The organism is Phocaeicola intestinalis (assembly GCF_014837065.1).
GTDB classification, from domain to species: Bacteria; Bacteroidota; Bacteroidia; order Bacteroidales; family Bacteroidaceae; genus Phocaeicola; species Phocaeicola intestinalis.
The window spans coordinates 127,027-151,345 of sequence record NZ_JACSPP010000004.1; the positions used below are offsets into that span (position 1 = coordinate 127,027).

The window sequence follows — 24,319 nt, forward strand, 5'->3', positions numbered from 1 at the left end:
TTTTGCTTGCGTCAACAAGACTATTCAGAACCTAGTACCTAGTCAACTGGTACCTAGTCACCTAATCCCTGAAATCCAGCGTCAATTGCCTCTCGTCCTCTTTCCGCTTCGGCTTGGGAAGCAAGAGCCTGCGCACGCCCGCCGGTCCCAGCTCGTGGATGGTCTTGTCGGGAAGCTCACGGCACGTAATGAAAAAACGCGCTTTCTTCATCACCGCCCCCATCTGCTTCAACTCGTAAAAACCGATGCGCGAGAAACGACGCGACATCACAATCATCTTTGCCGACTTCACCCCGATGCCCGGCACACGGAGCAACATCTCGTAGTCGGCACTCTGGATGTCGACCGGAAACAGCTCGGGATGCTTCAACGCCCACGCCAGTTTCGGGTCAATCTCCATATCCAGGTGGGGCGAAGCGTCGTCCACCAGTTCGTCTACCCTGAACTGGTAATACCGCAAGAGCCAGTCTGCCTGATACAAGCGGTTCTCGCGCACCAGCGGAGGCTGTTTCAGCAAGGGCAGGCGTTTGTCGTACGTGTTCACCGCCACATAACCCGAATAGTAAACCCGCTTCATCGTGGGCTGGCGGTAGAGCGCCGACGATACGCTGAGGATGTCCTTGTCGGTCTCGTCGGTGGCACCCACAATCATCTGCGTGCTCTGTCCTGCCGGCACGAAACGCGGGGCATGGCGGTGCAGCTTGCGCTCTTCCGCACTTTCCAGCACGCCCTGCTGAATGTACTTCATCGGCAAGTACACGCTACGATGGTCTTTCTCCGGAGCCAGCAGCTTCAGATTCCGCTCGGTAGGGATTTCCAGGTTCACGCTCATACGGTCGGCATACAGCCCCGCCTCGTGCACCAGCTCCTGACTGGCACCGGGAATACTCTTCAAGTGGATATAGCCGTTGAAACGGTGCTTCACCCGCAGGTCTTTCGCCACCCGCACCAGCCGCTCCATCGTATAATCGGGATTGCGCACCACGCCTGAGCTAAGAAACAACCCCTCGATATAATTGCGACGGTAAAACTCCATGGTCAATTCCACCAGTTCCGTCACCGAGAGCGTGGCACGCGGGATGTCGTTGCTCACCCGGTTGATGCAATAGGCACAATCGTAGATGCAATAGTTGGTCAGCATAATCTTCAGCAGGGAGATGCACCTCCCGTCCTCGGCAAAGCTATGGCAGATACCCACACCGCCCACGGTATTGCCCACACCGCCCTTCGTATTGCGGCGCACCGTCCCGCTCGACGCGCACGACACGTCATACTTAGCCGACTCGGCAAGCACCTTCAGTTTATGCAACACCTGTTCGTTCATCTCTTCCGTTATTTAGAATCATTTCAAATTCAAAGATAACAAGAGTTTCCCAGTTATGCAAACTTTTGCCAAGTTACTGTTCTTTATCCTGCTTTTTATCCCACAACACTGTCCACGTCCACATAATAGTCTGAAGGATTGTTCCTATCCATGTAGACACGCACTTTCTTCTTAGGATTGATTTCATAACTTTCATACCAAAACGAAGCACTGCGAAATAAATGTATATGGCACTACCCCAAAAGATAAATTTCACTCATCTGGGTCATTATTCGGAAGTCCTCTGCGATGAAACACAACATCAGAGTCGTGTTCATTATCCTGAATCAAGAGGGCACAAGATTTATTTCCCTACCGACCTTGACATATCAGCTAAAAACATCATCGCCGATATGTTGATTTTTTAACGGACTATTGTAAAAACATTTGGCAAATAAATCAGTATCACAATATATAATCTGTGGTAAAAAAACAATCACAAAACACAGACAACCTGTTCAGGCAAATAGCCGCTCCGTATACGCCACTCCTGAGGATAAAGGTTATTTGCCCGATTGCCTATATTCTTGACTAATCCCAAAACCATTCCTTTATACCTTATTAATATATAGCCCTTAGGCATATCCGAAGGCAAAACTACCGATTCTTTCCGCAAATAAGCGATTGCCTGTTCATAGTTTACTTCTACAGAAGAAAATACGTCTTCACGACAAACAGACATTGCCAAAGAATGAGACGGTATCAAATCTTTTCCCTTGACTTCTGCTACCTGAATACCTCCATAAACCACATGCATTGTATCACGAAGCCGTTCATATATTTCCTGATAAGCCACCGGGAAAGCTGTTATTTTATTTTGACCGGCCACAAACGAATAGTCATCCGCCTGTTTTACCCATGCCTTGGCCTCTTTAGGTACAACCGACGGCTTACTTTTACCTCCCTTGCCCCGTCTTTCTCTATAAAGCTTGCCGCATGGGGCTGCATCCGTTTCTCCCGACTTGCGCAAGACCGCCATAAACAATCCCTCGCCTTCGGTGCGGTGAGGCAGGAAACGATAGACAGGGAAATCTTTTCCAGCCAAATTGCCGGAAATGTTCCATCCGGGCTGCACTTCTACCGGAAGAACTTCCGCCCCCAGTTCCTCGGCGATCCATGCCACATTGTCCTCGTTTTCCTCACGATTGTACGTACACGTGCTGTACACCAACAACCCGCCGGGCTTCAGGCAATGCCAGATATCACGCACAATGCGGCGCTGGCGTTGCCAACATAGCGTCACATTCTCCACACTCCACTCTTCTACCGCCACGGGGTCTTTCCGGAACATGCCTTCGCCCGAACAGGGCACATCGGTCAGGATAACGTCGAACAACTCGCCCAACGGCACAAAATCCGCCGGATCATTATTCAAGACCACCGTACCGGGATGCCCCCACTTCGTCACATTTTCCGCCAGCACCTGCACCCGGTTGCGCATCACTTCATTCGCCACCAGCAGGCTTCCTTCGGGCAAGACCGAACGTGCCAGCGTAGACTTTCCTCCCGGAGCGGCGCAAAGGTCGAGCATCACCACCGGCTCGTGTACATATTGCGTCAAGACCTGCTCGAGAAACATCGAGGAAGCTTCTTGCACGTAATAGCATCCGGCATGAAACAAAGGGTCGAACGTGAATGTAGGACGGGAAGCCAAGTAATAGCCCGACCCGCACCACGGCACCTGACGCCCGCCGGCAGGCACGGCATCCATCTTCAAACGGTTCATACGAATACTGACCGGAGGTTCCTTGGCAAGCGCTTCACGAAAAGCGGCAAACTGCCCTTCGCCCAGCAAGCCGCCCGTCCGGGTTATAAAATCGACAGGAAGATTCATAAGCATCTATTCTAATAATGAACGGCAAATTTAAACAAAAATCGCGAGATTATCCTCAATACCGGAGAGGATTCAAGCATGCGTTTTGACGAACATAAGTGAGTCGGCCGTTTCACATAAGTAACTCGGGCGTTTCACCTAAGTGAGTCAGCCCTCTCACTTATGTTCGTTTGCGAGAGCTTTTGGGCAATCTTTGAAAAAGAATGTTTGCGCATTCGGACGAATCTGATTACCTTTGCCCAAATTTCAAGCAAACACGACAAGAATGAAACAATACTTAGACCTACTCAGACGCATCCGCACCGAAGGCGTGCAAAAGCATGACCGTACGGGAACGGGCACCATCAGCATATTCGGACACCAAATGCGCTTCAACCTTGCGGACGGATTCCCGCTGGTGACTACCAAGAAACTGCATCTCAAGTCCATCATCCACGAACTGCTTTGGATGTTGAGCGGAGACACCAACGTGCATTACCTGCAAGAAAACGGCGTGCGCATCTGGAACGAATGGGCGGACGCGGACGGAAACTTAGGACACATCTACGGATATCAATGGCGCTCATGGCCCGATTACGAAGGAGGGGTTATCGACCAGATAGCGGAAGCCGTAGAGACCATCAGACACAATCCCGACTCGCGGAGGATTATCGTCAACGCATGGAACGTGGCGGACCTGAAAAACATGAACCTGCCGCCTTGCCACATGTTCTTCCAATTTTACGTGGCGGACGGAAAGCTGAGCCTGCAAATGTACCAGCGCAGTGCCGATTGTTTCCTGGGCGTACCGTTCAACATCGCCTCGTATGCCCTCCTGCTCCAAATGATGGCGCAAGTGACAGGGCTGGAAGCCGGTGAGTTCATCCATACGTTAGGCGACGCGCACATCTACCTGAACCACTTGGAACAAGTAGACCTGCAACTGACCCGTGAGCCTCGCCCACTCCCGAAAATGAGATTGAACCCGGACGTAAAGGACATCTTCGGCTTCAAATATGAAGACTTCGAACTGACCGATTACAATCCGTGGCCGCATATCGCAGGAAAAGTATCTGTATAATAGAACTCACCACAGATTACACAGATTTTATAAATTAATGATTTTAATCTGTGTAATCTGTGGTAAAAAACATCAACCAACCATGATTACCATCATCGCAGCTATCAACAAAAACCGGGGACTCGGTTTCGAGAACAAATTGCTTTATTGGTTGCCCAATGACCTGAAACGCTTCAAGGCATTGACCACGGGACACACCATCATTATGGGACGAAAGACTTTCGAATCGTTTCCGAAAGGGGCATTGCCCAACCGGAGAAACATCGTACTAAGCAAAGGTGACCACAACTTTCCGGGTGCCGAATGCTTTCACTCGCTGGAAGAAGCCCTGATGCATTGCTGCAAAGAAGAAGACATATATATTATAGGTGGAGCCGGCTTGTATGCCGAAGCCTTGGCCATCGCCGACCGGCTTTGCCTGACCGAAATAGAAGATGACAAGAAAGAAGCGGACGTATTCTTTCCGGAAATCGACACGACCCACTGGAAAGTGGTGAACCGGGAAACGCATTCCGTTGACGAAAAACATGCCTACGCATACAGTTTCGTAGATTATGAGAGAGGTTAACTAGGTCCATCCGCTGTAAGATTAATAATCTTCAGGCTGCAAGATTATTAATCTTACAAGCGGAAGATTATTAATCTTACACCAGACGAAGTTATCCGGTCTTTCCCGATGGCACACTCCTTTTGGGAATTCCATTTTTCGATTTCAACACTGCGCTTAATCTGCACTTCGGCTCTCTTGCCATTGACCGTGATGCGCATACAGATGGGGGCTTCCCCGTTTTTGAGGAGCTTTGATTTCTTCAGAAAGAAGAGTACCGTAAAATAGTTTCTTTGCATTGCCATACCTGCATGATTTTTAGGGTGTAAAAATACTGTTTTATCAGGTAGTTGCAAGTTTGCAAAATACAGAAAATCAGAGAAGTATAATACAAATAGGTGGACTTTGTTCCGGTGGAATCAAGTCCACCTATTTCACCTGTTTTTATTGCCCCATTTTGCCCCGAAATGCAGGTGGGAGATAAAAGAAAAACCGCTGATAATGATTGATTATCAGCGGTTTTCGTTGTTTTGCCATTTGATTAAGTGATCCGCTTGGGGCTCGAACCCAAGACCCCAACATTAAAAGTGTTGTGCTCTACCTGCTGAGCTAGCGAATCAAACCTGTTTGCCATCATTCCTGATTGCGTGTGCAAAGGTATAACTTTTTTCCGAATCTGCAAAGGATTCTTCAAAAAAAGTACAAATATATTGCCTTTTTGGCTAAATATTCCTCAATAAAATGCCTGACAGATTGATTAGTTTTCGATTTTTCCCTACATTTGGCAAGATATTTGTAACGTTTCTGACGAAACCATATGATTTAAAGAATATAACACTTATGATGTACTGGATTTTATTTATTGCCATTGCCCTTATCAGTTATTGGGTACAGGCTAACTTGAAACGAAAGTTCGACAAGTATTCACACATTGCGCTAACCAATGGAATGACAGGCAAAGAGGTTGCTGAAAAAATGCTACGCGACAATGGCATCTACGATGTCCGGGTTACCAGCACACCGGGTATGCTCACCGACCATTACAATCCTGCCAACAAAACCGTCAATCTCAGCGAAGGGGTCTATAACACGTGCAGTGTAGCCGCAGCAGCCGTAGCCGCACACGAATGCGGACACGCCGTACAACACGCACGGGCCTACGCTCCGCTTCAGATGCGTTCGGCGCTAGTACCCGTGGTGCAGTTCTCTTCTTCCATCGTGCAATGGGTGTTATTGGCAGGAATGTTCCTCATCAATACGTTCCCCCAACTGATGCTTATCGGCATCTGCCTTTTTGCGATGACCACGTTGTTCAGCTTTATCACCTTGCCGGTAGAAATCGATGCAAGCCGACGTGCCCTGGTATGGCTGAAAGGGGCAGGCATCACCAATGCCTATAACCAGACTCAGGCTTTCGATGCCTTGAAATCGGCGGCATATACCTACGTAGTGGCTGCATTGGGGTCGCTTGCCACATTGATTTACTACGTGTCGATTTTCACCAACCGCCGCTAGTAAAGATATTTTGCGAGTTCCTATTTTGCCTTTTACAAATTACGGCTGCTTATGGCTACAAAATGGTAATCAGTAAATGGTAAATGATAAAAGTTTTTTCCGTAATTTTGCGACCACAAACTTTTAAAACCGATTTATTATGGCAACAAAACCAGGCATTCCGAAAGGAACCAGAGACTTTTCGCCCGTGGAAATGGCGAAACGTAATTATATATTCGATACCATCCGCAAGGTATTCCACCTCTATGGGTTCCAACAGATAGAAACCCCCTCTATGGAAAACCTTTCTACGCTGATGGGCAAATATGGCGAAGAAGGAGACAAACTGCTCTTCAAGATACAAAACTCGGGAGACTACTTTTCGGGACTTACCGATGAGGAGCTGCTCTCACGCAACGCGGCCAAGTTGGCAAGCAAATTTTGCGAAAAAGGCTTACGCTATGACCTTACCGTTCCTTTTGCCCGCTACGTGGTAATGCACCGCGAAGAACTGACATTCCCTTTCAAACGCTTCCAAATTCAGCCCGTATGGCGTGCCGACCGACCGCAGAAGGGACGTTACCGGGAATTTTACCAATGTGACGCCGATGTAGTGGGAAGCAACTCGCTCCTGAACGAGGTAGAACTGGTGCAGATGATTGATACCGTATTCACCCAATTCGGTATCCGTGTCGCCATCAAGATAAACAACCGCAAAATCCTGAGCGGTATAGCCGAAATCATCGGCGAAGCGGACAAGATAGTAGACATCACCGTAGCCATCGACAAGCTGGACAAAATCGGACTAGACAATGTCAATGCCGAACTTGCCTCAAAAGGTATCCCACAAGAAGCTATCGACAAGCTTCAGCCCATTATCCAGCTGAGCGGAACAAACGAAGAAAAGCTCGACACCCTGAAACAGGTGCTCGCCGCCAGCCAGACAGGAATGAAAGGCATCGAAGAAAGCGAGTTTATCCTGAAGACACTTGCCGGACTGAATATCCGTTCGGAAGTGGAACTTGACCTCACTCTGGCACGCGGCCTGAACTATTACACGGGTGCCATCTTCGAAGTAAAAGCCCTTGACGTACAGATAGGAAGCATCAGCGGAGGCGGACGATATGACAACTTGACAGGTGTATTCGGCATGGAAGGTGTATCGGGCGTAGGCATCTCATTCGGTGCCGACCGTATTTATGACGTTCTGAACCAGCTCGACCTGTATCCGAAAGATGCATCGGCTGGCACACAAGTGTTGTTCGTTAATTTCGGTGAAGCAGAAACTGCTTATGTACTTCCGATTCTCGCGAAAGTGCGTGCGGCAGGCATCTCTGCCGAGATTTATCCCGACAGTGCCAAGATGAAGAAACAAATGAGCTACGCCAATGCAAAAGCGGTCCCTTTCGTAGCCATCGTGGGTGAAAACGAAATGCAGGAAGGCAAAGTGACACTTAAGAATATGGCGACCGGAGAGCAGGCTTTGATCACTCCGGACGAGTTGATTGCCTCTTTCTGATAAAGTTGACAAGGTAACAAGTTGACGAGTTGACAAGGTTTTAGAAAATACCAGTAGATAAAAGGAGTCAGAAGGAGTTAAATGCCAATAGCACAAAAGTATTGGCTTCCAACTCCCTTTAACTCCTTGCCGGCTAAATGCGGACATTCATTTCACACCATCCGGTTGATGCCAGCACGACTATTTAAAGCCTTGCAGCCCAGTCACCTCGTTACCTCATCGCTTGAAACTTTCAATTGCTTTTTCGGTGTAATCCCCAACTCTTTCAACATCTCCGCCTGGCGGATGACGTTGCCTTTTCCTTCCGAAAGTTGTCCCAATGCCGTGTCGTATGCCGAAGAAGCCGCTTTCAGCGTGTCCCCTATCCGTTCGAAAGTCTCGGTAAACCCTACCAGCTTCTCATAAAGTGCAGTGCCACGACGCACAATTTCCTGAATGTTCTTCTCTTGATATTCCCGCTTCCATAAGTCGAGTGCCAACCGGAGCGCAGCTATCAAGTTGGTAGGACTCATCAGCACCACCTTCTTGCGGTAGGCATAGTTCCACAGGTCAGGGTCCGCCTGCAGGGCAAGCACATAGGCAGGCTCGTTGGGGATGAACATCATCACGAAATCCAGCGAGGCGATGTCGTAACGCGAATAATCCTTACGGCTCAGCTCATCGATGTGGGCACGTACCGATGTCAGGTGCGCCTTGAGCAGACGCTCCTGCTCCTCGCGGTCTTCGCTTACCACATAAGCGGCGTAAGCGGTGAGCGACACCTTCGAGTCGATGATTACGCGGCGGTTATCGGGATACATCACCAGCACGTCGGGCTGGAGCCGCTGCCCCTCTTCGTTGCGTACAGGATTCCCCTTCTCATCTTTCAAGAACTCTTGGCGGAAATATTCCTCGCCCTCACGCAGTCCTGAGTTTTCCAGAATGGTTTCCAACACCATTTCCCCCCAATTACCCTGCATCTTCGAGTCTCCTTTCAGTGCACGGGTCAGGTTGTTGGCATCATCGCTGATTTGCTTGTTCAGCTGCACCAGCTCCTTGATGCGGTCTTCCAGCGAGAAACGTTGTTTCGATTCTTTGTCATAAACCTCTTCCACCCTATGCCTGAACTCCTTCAGATTGTCACCCAAAGGCTTCAGCAAGGCTCCCAAGCTTTCTGCGCTCTGGCGGTTGAATGCCTCAGCGCGCTGGCGGAGTATCTTGTCAGCTAAGGTTTCAAACTCCAGTGCCGAGCGTTTGTGCAGGTCTTCCATCTCGCGCTTCTGCTCTGCCAGCCTTTCTTCGGAACGGCGGCGTTCGGCTTCTATCAATTCGTGAGCGTGCATTTCCTGCATCTTCAGCTGTACTTCCAGTGCCGCACCTTTCCGCGATGCAAGCAGCCAGCCTGCCACGCATCCCACGACAAGCCCGATAATCAAATATAGTATTTCCATACAAACAAGTTTTTTTACGGAGAACAAAGATAACAATTTCATTACAATTGTAACGCCCCCTTACAAAACTTACAAATGACAAATGCTACATTGAATTTTCAAAAGCCGGTGATACAATTGACGGCATTGTCATTTCTGCTGGAATTGTAAGGATGATAACCGTAAGGAGTTTAAATAAGTTTAAAGCGCTGCCGGGACTTAAGCCAACAACGCTGATTTTTGTGTACTTTCGCACTGATTTTTAAAAGTTCAGAACAATGGAATTAAAAAGGAGCAAGGCAGAGTGGATGCGCCGCTATGCCAGTTTTGTCATTATTCTTTTTGTCATCGCCTTGGGCACCTCGTTGTCTATCCGCGCCAATCTCGGGTCATCACCTATATCCGCCCCACCCTATATCCTCTCGCTGATACCGGGGATGAAGATGACGATGGGCCAGCTCACCATCTGCATGCATGTGTTCTTCATCTTGATTCAGATGCTGCTCTTGCGCAAGGATTTCGAGAAACGCCAGTACACCCAGATTTTGGTTTCTTTCCTTTTCGGTTTCTACACCGACCTCACCATGTGGCTCACCGCGCCGCTACAGGTGCCTTTCGAGCTCAATCCGGTGGCAGGTTACCCGTTGCGTTTCATCGAACTGCTCGCCGGAGGTGCCATATTGGCATTCGGCATCGCCTGCGAGGTGCGCTGCGACTCGTTGATGCTTGCCGGCGAAGGGCTTCCGCTTGCCATCTCCCGTTTTCTCAGAAAAGATTTCGGCAAGGTGAAAATCTGTTCCGACACCTGCTTAGTATGCATCGGCACCGTTTTCATGTTCGTCTATTTCGGGCACTGGAGCTGGAAGATGGTGGGCGTAGGCACGTTGGTATCCATGTTCTACGTAGGAATCATGGTACGGGTATTCTCGCCTCACCTCCAGTGGTTAGACCTGATTTTCATCCCCAAAGGCGAGCGCCGGAAAGCTGCCCCACAAACCAGCGACGAGTGGAGAGGCAACCACGTCATCACCATCGCGCGCATGTACGGGAGCGGAGGCGACGCCATCGGTGCGGAAGTGGCACGCCGTCTGGGATGCCCCTGCTACAACCGCCAGCTCATCGACCAGACGGCACAACAGATGGGATATTCCGCCGACTTCGTGGCACAGAACGAGCAAACCCTTTCCACCTCCCGCCTGTGGGAAATGATATTTGCCGACAGCGGCATACCGGCATCCATGAACCCCTCGAAAGAAGACGCCATCTACGTCAGCCAGAGCCGGACTATCCGCGGGTTGGCGCACAAAAGCCCTTGCGTCATCATCGGCAGGTTAGGAAACTGGATTTTGCGCGATGACCCGCACGTGCTCCGTGTCTTCATCATGTCGGGACGGGACTTTGCGGTCAAGCAGCTTGCCGACAAACTTCACCTTTCGGCAACAGATGCCGCCAGAAAAATCGAACAGGTCAACACCGGACGTGCCAACCACTATTGGCACTACATCGGCAAACAATGGACCGACATCAATGGCTACGACCTGATTATCAACACCGAGCGGACCGGAATCGATGGAGCCGTAGACATGATTCTGCGTGCCGCAAGGCAGATAGCCTGAACCGGCAAGGCATATAAGTGCGCCGCCCGATGTACCTATATGCATCTGTCCGCGCAGCTATGTGGCAGACATCATGCTGACAGAATGTCAGAAAAACACTTTGGCACGGTTTTGGTAGAGAGAAAGGTGGCTTGCATGGACAAGCCCGATAGAATTTAATGAATAACGTATAAAAATATAAACATTATGAACATTAAACCATTAGCAGACAGAGTGCTAATTCTTCCGGCACCTGCAGAAGAAAAGACAATCGGTGGCATCATCATCCCCGATACAGCAAAAGAAAAACCGTTGCAAGGTGAAGTTGTAGCCGTAGGCAATGGCACAAAAGACGAAGAAATGGTCCTGAAAGCAGGCGACCAAGTATTATATGGCAAATATTCGGGCACCGAAATCGAACATGATGGTGTGAAATACCTGATTATGCGCCAGAGCGATGTACTCGCCGTACTTAATTAATAATTAATAATGAACAATTAATATCGAAGAATCATGGCAAAAGAAATACTTTTCAATATTGATGCCCGCGACCAGTTGAAGAAAGGCGTGGACGAACTGGCAAATGCCGTAAAAGTGACACTGGGTCCGAAAGGACGTAACGTCATCATCGAAAAGAAATTCGGTGCTCCGCAAATCACGAAAGACGGTGTAACCGTAGCAAAAGAAATCGAACTGGCAGACGCTTTCCAGAACACCGGCGCACAGTTGGTGAAATCTGTAGCTTCGAAAACCGGCGACGATGCAGGCGACGGTACAACTACCGCAACCGTACTGGCTCAGGCTATCGTAGGCGTAGGACTGAAGAACGTAACCGCCGGTGCCAACCCGATGGACTTGAAGCGTGGTATCGACAAAGCCGTAGCGAAAGTCGTTGAATGCATCAAGGCTCAGGCTGAAACCGTAGGAGACAACTATGACAAGATAGAACAAGTAGCTACTGTATCTGCCAACAACGACCCGGTTATCGGTAAACTGATTGCCGACGCTATGCGTAAGGTTTCCAAAGACGGTGTCATCACCATCGAAGAAGCCAAAGGTACCGACACCACCATCGGCGTTGTAGAAGGTATGCAGTTCGACCGTGGATATCTGTCTCCTTACTTCGTAACGGATACAGAAAAGATGGAATGCGTAATGGAACGTCCGTACATCCTGATTTACGATAAGAAAATCAGCAACCTGAAAGACTTCCTGCCTATCCTCGAACCTGCCGTACAGAGCGGACGTCCTTTGCTGGTTATCGCAGAAGATGTAGATAGCGAAGCCTTGACCACATTGGTTGTCAACCGCTTGCGTGGCCAGTTGAAGATTTGTGCCGTTAAGGCTCCGGGCTTCGGCGACCGTCGTAAAGCCATGCTGGAAGATATCGCTATCCTGACGGGTGGTGTTGTCATCAGCGAAGAAAAGGGTTTGAAACTGGAACAAGCCACTATCGACATGCTGGGTAGCTGCGAAAAAGTTACCATCACGAAAGAAAACACAACCATCGTGAACGGTGCCGGTGACAAAGACAACATTTTGGACCGTATCAACCAAATCAAGGCTGAAATCAAGAACTCTACTTCCGACTATGACAAGGAAAAACTTCAGGAACGTCTTGCCAAATTGTCGGGCGGTGTAGCCGTGCTTTACGTAGGTGCAGCCAGCGAAGTGGAAATGAAGGAAAAGAAAGACCGTGTAGACGATGCTTTGTGCGCGACACGTGCGGCTATCGAAGAAGGTATCGTTCCGGGCGGTGGCGTAACCTACATCCGTGCCATCGATGCACTGGAAGGCTTGAAGGGTGACAATGCCGATGAAACCACCGGTATCGAAATCATCAAACGTGCCATCGAAGAACCGTTGCGCCAGATTGTTGCCAACGCCGGCAAGGAAGGTGCAGTAGTTGTTCAGAAAGTACGTGAAGGCAAAGGTGACTTCGGCTACAATGCACGCACAGACGTTTACGAAAACCTGCATGCCGCAGGCGTGGTAGACCCTGCCAAGGTAACCCGTGTAGCATTGGAAAATGCGGCTTCTATCGCCGGTATGTTCCTGACTACAGAATGTGTCATCGTAGATAAGAAAGAAGACAAGCCCGAAATGCCGGCACCCGGAATGGGAGGCATGGGTGGCATGATGTAATATATCTCTTACCCGATAAAAAGAAAGCGGGGGTACGTAAAAGTGCCTCCGCTTTTTTGTGTTTTTCACTGAACCGCAGATTAACGCAGATTTTCGCAGATAATATTGCAAGAAATATTGCAAGAAAGACTCTGTAAAAATAAAATAATCCGTGAAAATCTGCGTTAATCTGCGGTTTTCTTCGTACTTTTAGGGACACGAAACTTAAACCTGAAAGCTTATGACGAAAGAAGAATTGATGCGCAAAGCTATAGAACTGTCGGTACGCAATGTAGCCGAAGGAGGAGGCCCCTTTGGAGCCGTCATCGCACGCAACGGGGAAATCATCGCCACAGGTACCAACCGAGTAACCCCCGACCACGACCCTACCGCCCATGCCGAAGTAAGCGCCATCCGTGCCGCTTGCCGGAAACTGGGGACATTCGACCTGAGCGGATGCGAAATCTACACCTCGTGCGAACCTTGCCCCATGTGTCTGGGAGCCATCTATTGGGCGCATCTGGACCGCATGTATTACGGAAACGACAAACACGATGCCGCCCGTATCGGATTCGATGACGCATTCATCTACAAAGAACTGGAACTGAATCCTGAAGACCGCCGCCTGCAAGCGGAACGCCTCTTGCCCGAAGAAGCCCTCAAAGCTTTCACCGACTGGGAAAATAAAACGGACAAAACAGCGTACTAATGATTAATGTGATAATGTGATAATGTGGCAATGTGATAATGTATTCTCACATTAGCACATTATTTATTAGCACATTATTCATTAGCACATTAATCATTATTCATTAGCACATTAACAAAAAAGGTTGCAAAGCTCTACGCCCTGCAACCTCCATTATTCATTCCATTTTCATTTACTTTTTACTACATTCAAAAAAATCCTAATCTTCTGTCAACGTGTCATGTCTTCCCAGATACGCACATTGTTGTTCTTCATTTCCAGAAGACCTGTTACAAGAATTTTTTTCATCCTTTTAAGCATACTAGTTATCCTGTTTTTATGTTTTACGACACAAAAATACAGGTTTACGACATATGTTATTATATTTAAAAGCAGTTTTTCATTCATTTCCTGCAAATTCTTGATATAAATCAAAAGTCGTTGATTTTTCTTGGAAACTATACCATCAAATAAAAAAAGATTTAAAAGTCAATGAATGTCGGGATTAATTCGTAACTTAACCCTCGAAAACAACAAATATACACCTTTATGGTAGACATCTATTGCAAAAACAACAATTCCACCCAAAGTTTTCCCGAAGGGAGCAGTTTGCTCGACATCTATAACGGTTTCGGACTGGATATGCCTTATGGCGTGGTAAGCGCCAAGGTAAACAATAAAGTAGAAGACCTGAACTTCAGAGTATACTATAATAAGGATGTCGAGTTCCTCGACATCACAAATCCTTCAGGAATGCGCACTTACTTCCGCTCGTTGTGTTTCATTCTGGTCAAGGCGGTAGAAAAACTCTATCCTCAAGGAAGCATCTCGCTGGAGCATCCTGTATCAAGAGGTTATTATTGCGATTTGCATCTGGACCGTTCCATCGGACTAGACGATGTGATTCGCATCAAGCAGAAAATGCAGGAAATCATTGCAGCAGACATCCCTTTCCAGCGCATCGAGTGCCACACCAGACAAGCAGCCGAAATGTTCCTCCAGCACGGGATGATGGACAAGGCAAAACTCCTCCGCAGCTATGACCAGTTATACACATTTTACTATCGGCTGGGAAACACGACGGATTGCTATTACGGAAGCCTCGTCCCCAGCACCGGATACATCCGTTTGTTCGACATCGTAAAATACTATGACGGACTACTCCTGCGCATCCCTAACCGGAAAGACCCTACCCGGCTGGAAGAAGTGGTAAAGCAAGAAAAAATGCTGGAAGTATTCCAAGAATACCATCGCTGGAACGAGATCTTAGGCATCGCCACCGTAGGCGATTTCAATATCGCGTGCCAGAAAGGGCTTGCCACCGAGCTGGTCAATGTATCCGAAGCACTTCAGGAAAAGAAAATCGTCCGCATCGCCGATGAAATCACCCACCGTGACCAGAACGGGGAACGTGTCAAACTGGTCCTGATTTCGGGACCGTCCTCATCGGGAAAAACCACCTTCAGCAAGCGCCTGAGCGTACAGCTCATCACCAACGGCATGCGCCCTTACCCTATCTCGCTGGACGATTATTTCGTGAACCGCGACGATACCCCGTTGGACGAAAACGGGAAGCACGATTTCGAATCATTCTATGCCCTCGACCTGCCTTTTTTCGAATCGCAATTACAAGATCTGATAGCCGGTAAAGAAATTGAACTTCCACGCTTCAACTTCGTGACAGGAAAACGGGAAATGAGTGGCAGGAAACTCCGTATCAATGACAACATGATTCTGATACTGGAAGGCATACACGCACTCAATCCCGAACTGACACGCCACATTCCGGAAGCGAACAAATACAAAATCTATGTATCGGCACTGACCACTATCCAACTGGATAATCATAACTATATCCCAACGACAGACAACCGGCTCCTGCGCCGCATCATCCGCGACTCGAAATACCGGGGAAGCAGTGCCGAGGATACCATCAACCGGTGGGAAAGCGTACGTGCAGGAGAAGAAAAGTGGATTTTCCCTTACCAGGAATATGCCGATGCAATGTTCAACTCCGCCCTTCTGTTCGAGCTTGCCGTGCTGAAAGACTATGCCGAACCCCTCTTACGCAAAGTACCGAACAATTGTCCGGCGTATTCGGAAGCCAACCGCCTGCTTCGTTTTCTGGGCTATTTTACGTCTATCCCCGATAATCAGTTACCACCCACCTCGCTCCTTCGCGAATTCTTGGGTGGAAGCAGCTTCAGATATTAATTCCCGCAGTGTGCCACCGTGCCCACTGTGGTGAGAATATTAATTTTACACATACTTTAAAACGATGAACGAAAGAAAATACACATTCGAAGTGTGCGCCAATTCGGTAGAAAGCTGTCTTGCCGCACAAGAAGGAGGAGCCCAGCGCGTAGAACTGTGCGCCGGCATCCCCGAAGGAGGGACTACCCCTTCGTATGGTGAAATCAAGACCGCACGCCGGATGCTCGACATCCGTCTGCATGTCATCATCCGCCCAAGGGGAGGCGATTTCCTGTATTCTCCCATCGAAGCAGAAACAATGCTGGAAGATATCCGCACGGCACGTAAGGCTGGTGCCGACGGACTGGTGTTCGGATGTCTCACACCGGAAGGCAACATCGACCTGGCACTGATGCAAAAACTGATGGAAGCCAGCGGAGACACCCCTGTCACCTTCCATCGTGCCTTCGATCATTGCCAGAATCCTTACCGGGCACTTGATGAACTGGTATCATTGGGAGTGACACGCATCCTTACTTCGGGCCAGCAACCTACCGCCCCTCAAGGTGCCCCTCTTCTCAAAGACCTGCAAGTATATGCCAAAGAGCGCATCATCCTTCTTGCCGGATGTGGCGTGAACGAAACAAATATCCGAAAGCTGGCACAAGACACCAGCATCCGGGAATTCCATTTCTCTGCCCGCGAGCAAGTGAAGAGCCGTATGCTTTTCACCAATCCAGAAGTCACAATGGGAAGCAAAGATGCAGACGAATATACCCGCGATGTCACTACATCCCGACGGGTACGGACTACAATTGAAGCATTATGCGGAACACCGTATGACTAATCATTCAGACTGAAACGCCAAGCGCAACAACATGCGGGGTCTGTCACGTCGGGAAAGCATGAAATGCACTCGCACGAGATGCGCTCGTCAATGGTACGGGCGAAACCTGCATACTCTATCTCGCCTACTGGCTTGCAAGGATGGAAAGGCATTCCTTTCCGTTCGCGTGCCCGTTGCACCCGGCATTCACGGGTACGGTACACCAATGTTTTCCTTTCGGCATCCATGATGATATCCGCCTCATTCAGATTCGCATAAAAACGGCATTGCAAGGCACGGGCAAGTCCTTCTAAGCCGGGCCGTTCGGGCAAGCCCAAGAACGCCTTGATGCGCTTGGCTTCAATCACGGTAAACCTCCGCCAAGCCTCGGCATCGTGATGCATCGCCTCGTCCATCCCACGCATCCGCTCTACTGACTGAAACCACACGCCGTCCATCGCCAGCCAGTTTTTCGAATAATCTTCTATCAACCGTATCAACTCTTCTTTGGAGAGTGAAAGCAAAAATTCGTTTTTCATTATGCTTCTTTTTAATGAATCCCGCATCTTGCCAATTAACTTGTAGGGGCAGGGTTTGCCTGCCCGAAGACATCCACGTGGACGCATACAGGCGGTCGAACCCCACCCCTACATTGGCTAATTGCGGAATATATCAAAATAGTAAATAATGCCAATCAGGAGTTAAAAGGGAGTTATAGAAAGTCATCTCCCGCTGGGCGGGCTGGGAGTTAGATGCCAATGCCTCTTGCACTGTTTTCAGAGACAGGGCTATTGGACTTTAACTCCTGAATGAAGTGATAACTCCTGTGCAACTTAACTACGTTTAACTCCTGATTCGTATAAATAGTAAATTATCAAATCGTAAATTGATTAATCTGTGGTGAAAACCAATCTACTATAATCCGTGAACCGTGTTCAACAGCTGGTCGCCCATGCCGATGGTATAGCCATGCGACTCGAATACCACACGGTTGAACGTATCGGCTACGATGAAAACCGGAAGACGGGTGCCAGCCTGAAGCTTCATCTCCTGCCGGATAGCGGCCTCTATGCTTCCGTCAGCATCAATACCGAAAACTACGGTCGAAGGCAAGCCTTCTATCGGAGCCGACTGATATTTCTCGTATGCGGCACGTGAGGGGAAAAGCAACACAATCTTCCGTCCCCATTTCTCCAATTCCGAGGCTTTGGCGGCGATGTCCTTCAAGGCATGGTTGGTAGGCTCATCACCCACGCCTAAAATGCCCACAATGAAATAGCCCCTGCCCGTGGTGAGCAAAACCGAAGTCTCCCCACCTTCCGGAGTCTGGAACTTGGATTCCGAATTGAAGCTGCCTATCACACTGACCGCCTCCTCACTCTCACGCATCACCAGTCCTGCATCGGTTTCCTTATCCTGCTCCACGCCAAAGAAAGACACTTGCGCCAGCACGCCTCCCTTAGCCAGACGGGTGCCGGACACCAGCATGTAATAGCCTGCCGGAACCGGGACCGGTTCTTTGAACAACTTGCTCCAAGGCTCGAAATCGGGATAAACCTGCAAGGCAAACCCTTCCCCATCGAAACGGGACAAGGAGAAATGGCGTGCATACGACGGGTCGCCCAGACGGGGTATCGGCGTATAGTCCAGCTTCAGCGTGCCTTCCGCCACTTGTTCCGAACGCCCGCTTTCGAAATCTACCGCTACATCCTTGCCGTTCTCCTTATATAATACATATCCCGTCACACGGTCTATCCATGCGGGAATGCCGAGCGAACGTGCCACCGCTACAAAGAACGTGTTCCGCGAAGTCCGGTCTGCCATACGGCTTTTCCATACCCCTTCGGGAGAAATCACCGTACCCACCGTACACAAGTCATCCCGGAGCATCAGGCTATCCTTGCACCATTCCACCAGTTCCAAAGGTTTCTCGCGGAAACGGGCGGCATCCGTTTCGGGTATCTCACGCCGGAAGAACGAACGGTAAGGAGTCAGCATTTCGTATCCGATGCGCGGAGCCAAGACCGTAGCCACATCCGCCAGCGAATCCGTATGATACAGATGGTCGTCCAGCACGCTTGCCTCCGCATCGCGCAAGTCTTTCTCGGCAAGTGTGCCCAGCAAATCCAGCGCACGACTCCGCATCTCCCGTCCTGCCGCCTCTTTCAAGAAAGCCTCTATCTCCGAAGCGTTTCCGCGCGAAGCCACGATATAGGGTGCAACCACTTCTGCATCATATCCCGTTTCCGAGGCAAAGGCACGAATCGCGTCCGCACCGGGGAAGGAAGCAATATACGCATGGCGGATGGAGTCTTCCCGGTTGAAACGGATATCGTTCTCAGCGCGTTGCTCCGGCGTGACTTCCGGAAGTGTCGGGTCACCTGCGGGAGGAACGATGTCAAACGAGAACGAAAGCGTGTCGCCTACCTGATGTTCGAGCCGGAGTTTTACTTCCTTGTCTTTTCCGAAAGACACTTTCTGTATTCCGAACGCACGGTCTTTCACCGCCAGCACCACCATATCTCCCAGTCCGGCGGAAAGGCTTGCCCGTCCGTCCGCACCTGTCTTCTGGGATGAAACCGGATAAAACTCCGCATAGTTATAGATGCCAAAGCGCACGCACGCATCTCCGACGGGCTTCCCGTCGATATCCGTTACGAGTACCGTTACCGGTGCGTTCTGCGCATAGTTTCCTATCACATTTATTTCGGTATAATTGGCGGTTGTGCGCATCACCTCTTCCGGTCCCTCGTAATAGCCGAACACCTTGGTGTGCATCAGCATGCCGCGGCTTGCCGGCTCGTTGAACCAGCCCAAATTAAGCACCGGCTCAGGCTCGCACGCTCCCAGGAAATACCATTTCCCGTCTACCCAGGCCTCTACCCACGCATGATTGTCGTCGGTATGTGCCCAGCGGGGCGTATAGACCTGCCGTGCCGGAATGCCCACCGAGCGGAGCGCAGCCACAAGGAAAGTAGACTCCTCTCCACAACGCCCGTAAGCCGTCCGCACCGTGGCAAGGGGCGAACTGGTACGCGCGTCCGAAGGCTGGTAATTCGCCTTCTCGTGGCACCAATGGTTTACCTCAAGCACGGCGTCATACATCGCCAATCCCTTCAGGCGGGGCATCAGTTCATCGTGGAACACCATCCGCGAGCGGTCGAGCGCCTCGTTATTCACCCGCACCGGAAGGACAAAATGCCGGAACACATCATCGGGAATCTTCTTCCCCCACTCCGTCTCTTCGCGCGTGGCAAACGAGCTCCGGATATTTTCCAGATAAAAGTTGCCCGAATAATCCGTAATATCGCCCACCGGCATATACGCATAAAAGAACATCAGGGCATCCCGTTCTTCAGCTGTCAATCCTTCATCATCGAACACACCGAAGAAATCCCCTTGTGAGAACAAAGCCTTTTTCGCTTCGAAATCAGCCTTCACCTGCTTCTCGAACGGAGATGTACATGCAGATAACAATGCACATAGCATACCGACACAAACTAATTTCCTCATAAGTCTTGCTTTTTATATTCCTCATTTCACAAAAACAACCTGTATGGTCAGGGGTTGCCTGCCCTTGCTTTACTTGCCCTTCCCAATTCGCCACGCAGTGCGTGACCAATCTTGTAGGGGCGTATCGCATACGCCCTGAATACATCTACGCAGATTAGTGGACGCATACGGGCGTATGCGATACGCCCCTACATAGATGTTTCCCCGTCACGCTGGATTTGCAATCCGCATCATCAACAAATGGCTCCGGATTGCAAATCTGGCGTGACTGAACAAAGATAAGGAAAAAACGATTCATTCTCAAATTTATTTCCTACCTTTGCGAAAGTTAATCAAATCCGGCTTATGGCAATACATTCAAGTCAAGTACAGACACAGACACAGCAACAAGTACAGACCTTGTCGCCCCAACAGATTTTAGCGGTCAAACTATTAGAGCTTCCCACCGTAGAACTGGAAGAGCGCGTCCACGCGGAACTTCTGGACAATCCGGCACTGGAAGAAGGCAAGGAGCCTTCTGGAGACGACCTGCACGGCGATGAGGGGGAAGACTATGCCACCACCGACCAGGACGGCGAGCCCAACACCGATTATGGAGAAGATCTCTCATTGGGTGACTATCGTACCGAAGATGACATCCCCGACTACAAACTACAAGAGAACAACCGCTCAAAAAACGATACTCCCGAAGACATACCCTTCTCGGACAACGTCTCTTTTTATGAAACCCTGAAAGAACAGCTTGACATGCAAGCCCTGACACCCGAAGAAAAGCAATTGGGAGAATACCTTATCGGTTCACTCGACGATGACGGGCTTTTGCGGAAAAGCATTGACTCCATCATCGACGAACTTGCCATCTACCAAGGCATCAGCACCACACCCGAAGAAGTAGAACACGTTTTGTCTGTCATCCAGGACTTCGACCCCGCCGGAATCGGAGCAAGAAACCTGCAAGAATGCCTGCTCCTGCAAATCAGACGGAAAGAAGACTCACCCTTGAAACAAATCGAATACAACATTATCGACAAATGTTGCGATGACTTCACCAAAAAAAACAAAGACAGAATCTTACAAAGACTGAACATCACTGAAAAACAATACAACGATGCTGTAGCAGAACTGGTAAAACTCAATCCGCGTCCTGGAAGCTCAATGGGAGAAGCCATCGGGAAAAACCTGCAACAAATCATTCCCGACTTCATCGTTGAAACCGAAGACGACGGCACCATCAGCCTCAGCCTCAACAACCACAACGTACCTGAACTCCGGCTGAGCCGCGAATTCACCGACATGCTGGACGAGCATACGCGCAACAAAGCGAACCAAAGCAAGGAATCGAAAGATGCCCTCCTGTTCTTGAAACAGAAAGTAGACGCAGCGCAAAACTTCATCAATGCCGTAAAACAACGCCAACAAACCCTGATGAGTACCATGCAGGCAATTATCGACCTGCAACGCCCCTTCTTCCAGGAAGGAGACGAATCGCTCCTCCGCCCGATGATACTGAAAGACGTGGCAGAACGTACCCATCTGGATATATCTACCATCTCACGCGTGAGCAACAGTAAATATGTGCAGACCAACTTCGGTATCTATCCGCTCAAATTTTTCTTCAGCGACGGATATACTACCGAAAACGGCGAAGAACTTTCTATCCGCGAAATCAAGCGTATACTGAAAGAATGTGTAGACCATGAAGACAAGAACGCACCCTATACCGATGACGAACTTGCCAATATACTGAAAGACAAAGGCTACCCCATCGCACGACGCACTGTAGCCAAATACCGGCAGCAACTGAACATCCCTGTAGCACGACTAAGAAGATAAAAACAATGGAAGATACAAACATCCCCGACCAACTGACTTATCACGACCCCGTACAACGGAACCCTAAAGAAGAAAAAGACCCGTGGATAACGGCAGCCCGTATCCTGTCGGCTGTATTCACCCCCTTTATGGTCCCTTTCGTAGCCTTTGTCCTGCTCTTTCTCTTCACTTACCTGCGCATATTGCCACTCCAATACAAACTTATCGTGCTTGCCATAGTGTATTGTTTCACCATCCTCTTGCCGATGCTGAGCATATATCTGATGCAGAAAATCAACGGATGGTCTCTTCATGAACTAGGCAAACGCGAACGGCGCTATGTACCCTATATCCTTACCATCCTGAGCTATGTAGGATGCCTTGTCACGATGTACCGTTATCATCTTCCCCGCTATATGGGCGGCATCATCGTGGCAACCTTGCTCTGTATGGTCATCTGTGCGCTTATTAATCTTAAATGGAAAATCAGCACCCACATGGCAAGCGGCGGCATGATGATAGGCGGATTGCTTTCATACAGTTTCATATTCCAGTTCAATCCTACGTGGTGGCTCTGCATCTTCATCCTGCTCACCGGCATGCTAGGCTCGGCACGCATCATCGTCCGCCAGCACACCTTGAATGAAGTGGGCGGAGGCTTCCTCATCGGACTGTTCTGTGGGATTATCGGAATATTGTTTATCTGAATCCGGCTCACTCCAGTTCCAATGCTATCACCGTATCAATATCCGTCGGTATTTTATCAAGCAAAAGCGTGTAACCTACACGGTTCTTCTCGTATTTCACGGGTGTTCCGTTTACGAAATAAAAAGCTTTCTTTACTTTCTTGCCGGTAAGCGGAAGAAACAAAGCCTTGTCTTGCAGGTTAAGGATGTGTACATAAAGCTTATTGCCTTTTTGGGTGGTGCCTCCCCAAGGATGCGGACCGACACATCCGCCACGTGTGCCATAAATGGTCTCACCGTAAACTTTCATCCACTCACCTATCTCCGCCAGACGTTGCAACGCCACTTCGGGCAATTCTCCATCGGGCTGCGGACCAATATTCAATAATAAGTTAGCATCTTTCACGGCTGCACCCACCAAGTATTGAATCAAGTCTTTAGCCGACTTATAGTTTTGGTCTGTAATCTTATACCCCCACATACCGTTCATCGTCTGGCAGGTTTCCAGAGGCAAAGAACTAATGTCTTGTCCCGAAAGTCCGGCTTTATTTTCTCCTGGAAGGTCACGTTCGAAGATTTGAATATCTTCTCCCGGAAAGGGTGTGAGGTGATGATTGTTAGCCACCAGGCAGGAAGGTTGCAATCGATGAATCAAAGCATATTGCTCATCCAATTCCCAATCAAAGCCGGGATTCTGATCCTGATCCCATACACCGTCGAACCAAATAGCACCGATAGGGCCGTAATGGGTCAGCAACTCAGTCAGCTGGTTGTTCATGAAAGTATAATAGCTCCTCCAGTTCCCTTTTGGGTTAGGACGCCCCGTTCCACGTCCCGTACGTCCCCATACCGCATCTTCACGGTACCAGTCGATATGCGAATAATAAAGATGTAAACCGATGCCCTGCTTACGACATTCATCGGCAAGCTCCTTCAGCACATCACGCTTGAACGGTGTGGCATCCACAATGTTATAATCCGAATATTGCGTATCAAACATCGAAAAACCTTCGTGATGACGTGTCGTAAAAGTAATATACTTCGCCCCCGATGCTTTAATGGCACTCACCCACCTGGCTGCATCAAACTTCGAAGGAAAAAATCCCCCAGCCAGCTTAGCGTACTCCTTATAGTTCAGGTTCTTGTTAGTCATAGTCCACTCACCTGTTGCCAGCATGGCATACAATCCCCAATGCAGGAATATACCGAATTTCTTGTCACGGAACTCTTGGCGGGCTTTCAAATTCTCTACGGTAGGCTGATAAGTTTGAGCCTTAACGGAAAACATCAAACCGCACATCAATAAAAGCAATAAAAGTCTTATCCTCATAATAATTTCATTTGATATTGTCAAATCCATCTTGTACGCTTGCAGTTACCTGCAAAGTATTTATCCGATAATCCAACGGCTACCAAGTATGTACGAAATCAGTTTTGTTGTAACAAAACAACTGATAAACGTCAATAAAGTAACGAGTGGAATAGCAATGGACAAAAATAAAAAATATCGCTGAAAAAATCGAACGAAACAACAGATTAACGCGATAAAATAGCAATCAGAAGAAAATCACGGAAAAAATTAGAAGCTGTTTTGAATTTATCGTGCGATGATTTGGGATGAGTTTTTGAGGCATTTTCGCTTCTGTGATGAGGAAG

The 24,319-nt window shown here is 49.1% G+C and carries 19 protein-coding genes, 1 tRNA gene and 1 pseudogene; 13 read left to right on the forward strand and 8 right to left on the reverse strand.

From position 1 onward, the window contains the following. Window positions 1-61: 61 nt before the first annotated feature. On the reverse strand, window positions 62-1,324 hold the full coding sequence (locus tag H9625_RS02405) for a putative DNA modification/repair radical SAM protein (RefSeq protein ID WP_022039835.1): 1,263 nt from the start codon (window positions 1,322-1,324) through the stop codon (window positions 62-64). A 227-nt stretch (window positions 1,325-1,551) separates the two neighbouring features. Here H9625_RS02405 and H9625_RS02410 point away from each other — a divergent pair, with 227 nt between their 5' ends. Further along, window positions 1,552-1,731, forward strand: a complete 180-nt coding sequence (locus H9625_RS02410; RefSeq protein ID WP_022039836.1) for a hypothetical protein — start codon at window positions 1,552-1,554, stop codon at window positions 1,729-1,731. A gap of 68 nt (window positions 1,732-1,799) precedes the next feature. Here the strand turns inward: H9625_RS02410 and H9625_RS02415 are convergent, their stop codons facing one another. Then, on the reverse strand, window positions 1,800-3,197 hold the full coding sequence (locus H9625_RS02415; RefSeq protein ID WP_191762885.1) for a methyltransferase RsmF C-terminal domain-like protein: 1,398 nt from the start codon (window positions 3,195-3,197) through the stop codon (window positions 1,800-1,802). 265 nt (window positions 3,198-3,462) lie between these two features. Here H9625_RS02415 and H9625_RS02420 point away from each other — a divergent pair, with 265 nt between their 5' ends. After that, complete coding sequence (locus H9625_RS02420) at window positions 3,463-4,257, forward strand: thymidylate synthase (protein ID WP_013617267.1); 795 nt, start codon at window positions 3,463-3,465, stop codon at window positions 4,255-4,257. A gap of 82 nt (window positions 4,258-4,339) precedes the next feature. Continuing rightward, window positions 4,340-4,825 (forward strand): dihydrofolate reductase, encoded by a 486-nt coding sequence (locus H9625_RS02425; protein ID WP_087406178.1) that lies wholly within the window; start codon window positions 4,340-4,342, stop codon window positions 4,823-4,825. Window positions 4,826-4,920: 95 nt separating this feature from the next. Here the strand turns inward: H9625_RS02425 and H9625_RS02430 are convergent. Then, window positions 4,921-5,109, reverse strand: a pseudogene (locus H9625_RS02430) (Arm DNA-binding domain-containing protein); the annotation flags it as partial. A 241-nt stretch (window positions 5,110-5,350) separates the two neighbouring features. Further along, window positions 5,351-5,423: transfer RNA gene (locus H9625_RS02435), tRNA-Lys, on the reverse strand. A gap of 221 nt (window positions 5,424-5,644) precedes the next feature. On the opposite strand from H9625_RS02435, the gene H9625_RS02440 reads away from it, so the two are divergent. Together H9625_RS02440 and hisS are read left to right on the forward strand one after the other, a co-directional pair. After that, window positions 5,645-6,319, forward strand: a complete 675-nt coding sequence (locus H9625_RS02440; RefSeq protein ID WP_191762886.1) for a zinc metallopeptidase — start codon at window positions 5,645-5,647, stop codon at window positions 6,317-6,319. 139 nt (window positions 6,320-6,458) lie between these two features. Next, window positions 6,459-7,817 (forward strand): histidine--tRNA ligase, encoded by a 1,359-nt coding sequence (gene hisS / locus H9625_RS02445; RefSeq protein ID WP_022039844.1) that lies wholly within the window; start codon window positions 6,459-6,461, stop codon window positions 7,815-7,817. A gap of 203 nt (window positions 7,818-8,020) precedes the next feature. On the opposite strand, the gene H9625_RS02450 is transcribed toward hisS, so the two are convergent. After that, a complete protein-coding gene (locus tag H9625_RS02450; protein ID WP_022039845.1) occupies window positions 8,021-9,247 on the reverse strand; it encodes a DNA recombination protein RmuC in 1,227 nt (408 codons plus the stop codon). A gap of 257 nt (window positions 9,248-9,504) precedes the next feature. Between H9625_RS02450 and H9625_RS02455 the strand changes: the two genes are divergently transcribed. The 6 genes from H9625_RS02455 (at window position 9,505) to H9625_RS02480 (ending at window position 16,673) form a co-directional block, all read left to right on the forward strand. Then, window positions 9,505-10,842, forward strand: a complete 1,338-nt coding sequence (locus H9625_RS02455; protein WP_191762887.1) for a cytidylate kinase family protein — start codon at window positions 9,505-9,507, stop codon at window positions 10,840-10,842. 186 nt (window positions 10,843-11,028) lie between these two features. Next, on the forward strand, window positions 11,029-11,301 hold the full coding sequence (locus tag H9625_RS02460; RefSeq protein WP_022039847.1) for a co-chaperone GroES: 273 nt from the start codon (window positions 11,029-11,031) through the stop codon (window positions 11,299-11,301). 33 nt (window positions 11,302-11,334) lie between these two features. Further along, window positions 11,335-12,966 (forward strand): chaperonin GroEL, encoded by a 1,632-nt coding sequence (gene groL / locus H9625_RS02465; RefSeq protein WP_087208725.1) that lies wholly within the window; start codon window positions 11,335-11,337, stop codon window positions 12,964-12,966. A gap of 220 nt (window positions 12,967-13,186) precedes the next feature. Further along, on the forward strand, window positions 13,187-13,654 hold the full coding sequence (locus H9625_RS02470; RefSeq protein ID WP_022039849.1) for a nucleoside deaminase: 468 nt from the start codon (window positions 13,187-13,189) through the stop codon (window positions 13,652-13,654). A gap of 528 nt (window positions 13,655-14,182) precedes the next feature. Further along, a complete protein-coding gene (locus H9625_RS02475; protein ID WP_087212673.1) occupies window positions 14,183-15,847 on the forward strand; it encodes a nucleoside kinase in 1,665 nt (554 codons plus the stop codon). Between the two features lie 64 nt (window positions 15,848-15,911). Then, window positions 15,912-16,673: a copper homeostasis protein CutC gene (locus H9625_RS02480; protein WP_191762888.1), complete on the forward strand. Its 762-nt coding sequence runs from the start codon at window positions 15,912-15,914 to the stop codon at window positions 16,671-16,673. On the opposite strand, the gene H9625_RS02485 is transcribed toward H9625_RS02480, so the two are convergent. Together H9625_RS02485 and H9625_RS02490 are read right to left on the reverse strand one after the other, a co-directional pair. Further along, a complete protein-coding gene (locus tag H9625_RS02485; protein WP_191762889.1) occupies window positions 16,670-17,191 on the reverse strand; it encodes a DUF6125 family protein in 522 nt (173 codons plus the stop codon). The two genes, H9625_RS02480 and H9625_RS02485, sit on opposite strands and share 4 nt — an antisense overlap. Before the next feature lie 376 nt (window positions 17,192-17,567). Next, window positions 17,568-20,165 (reverse strand): transglutaminase-like domain-containing protein, encoded by a 2,598-nt coding sequence (locus H9625_RS02490; RefSeq protein ID WP_191762890.1) that lies wholly within the window; start codon window positions 20,163-20,165, stop codon window positions 17,568-17,570. 345 nt (window positions 20,166-20,510) lie between these two features. Here H9625_RS02490 and rpoN point away from each other — a divergent pair, with 345 nt between their 5' ends. Beyond that, the gene (rpoN, locus tag H9625_RS02495) at window positions 20,511-21,998 is read left to right on the forward strand and encodes an RNA polymerase factor sigma-54 (RefSeq protein WP_087212661.1); all 1,488 of its coding nucleotides are present in this window, start codon (window positions 20,511-20,513) and stop codon (window positions 21,996-21,998) included. Between the two features lie 5 nt (window positions 21,999-22,003). Next, window positions 22,004-22,684: a phosphatase PAP2 family protein gene (locus H9625_RS02500; protein WP_022038730.1), complete on the forward strand. Its 681-nt coding sequence runs from the start codon at window positions 22,004-22,006 to the stop codon at window positions 22,682-22,684. A gap of 7 nt (window positions 22,685-22,691) precedes the next feature. On the opposite strand, the gene H9625_RS02505 is transcribed toward H9625_RS02500, so the two are convergent. Next, window positions 22,692-23,993: an alpha-L-fucosidase gene (locus H9625_RS02505; protein ID WP_191762891.1), complete on the reverse strand. Its 1,302-nt coding sequence runs from the start codon at window positions 23,991-23,993 to the stop codon at window positions 22,692-22,694. Between the last annotated feature and the right edge of the window lie 326 nt (window positions 23,994-24,319).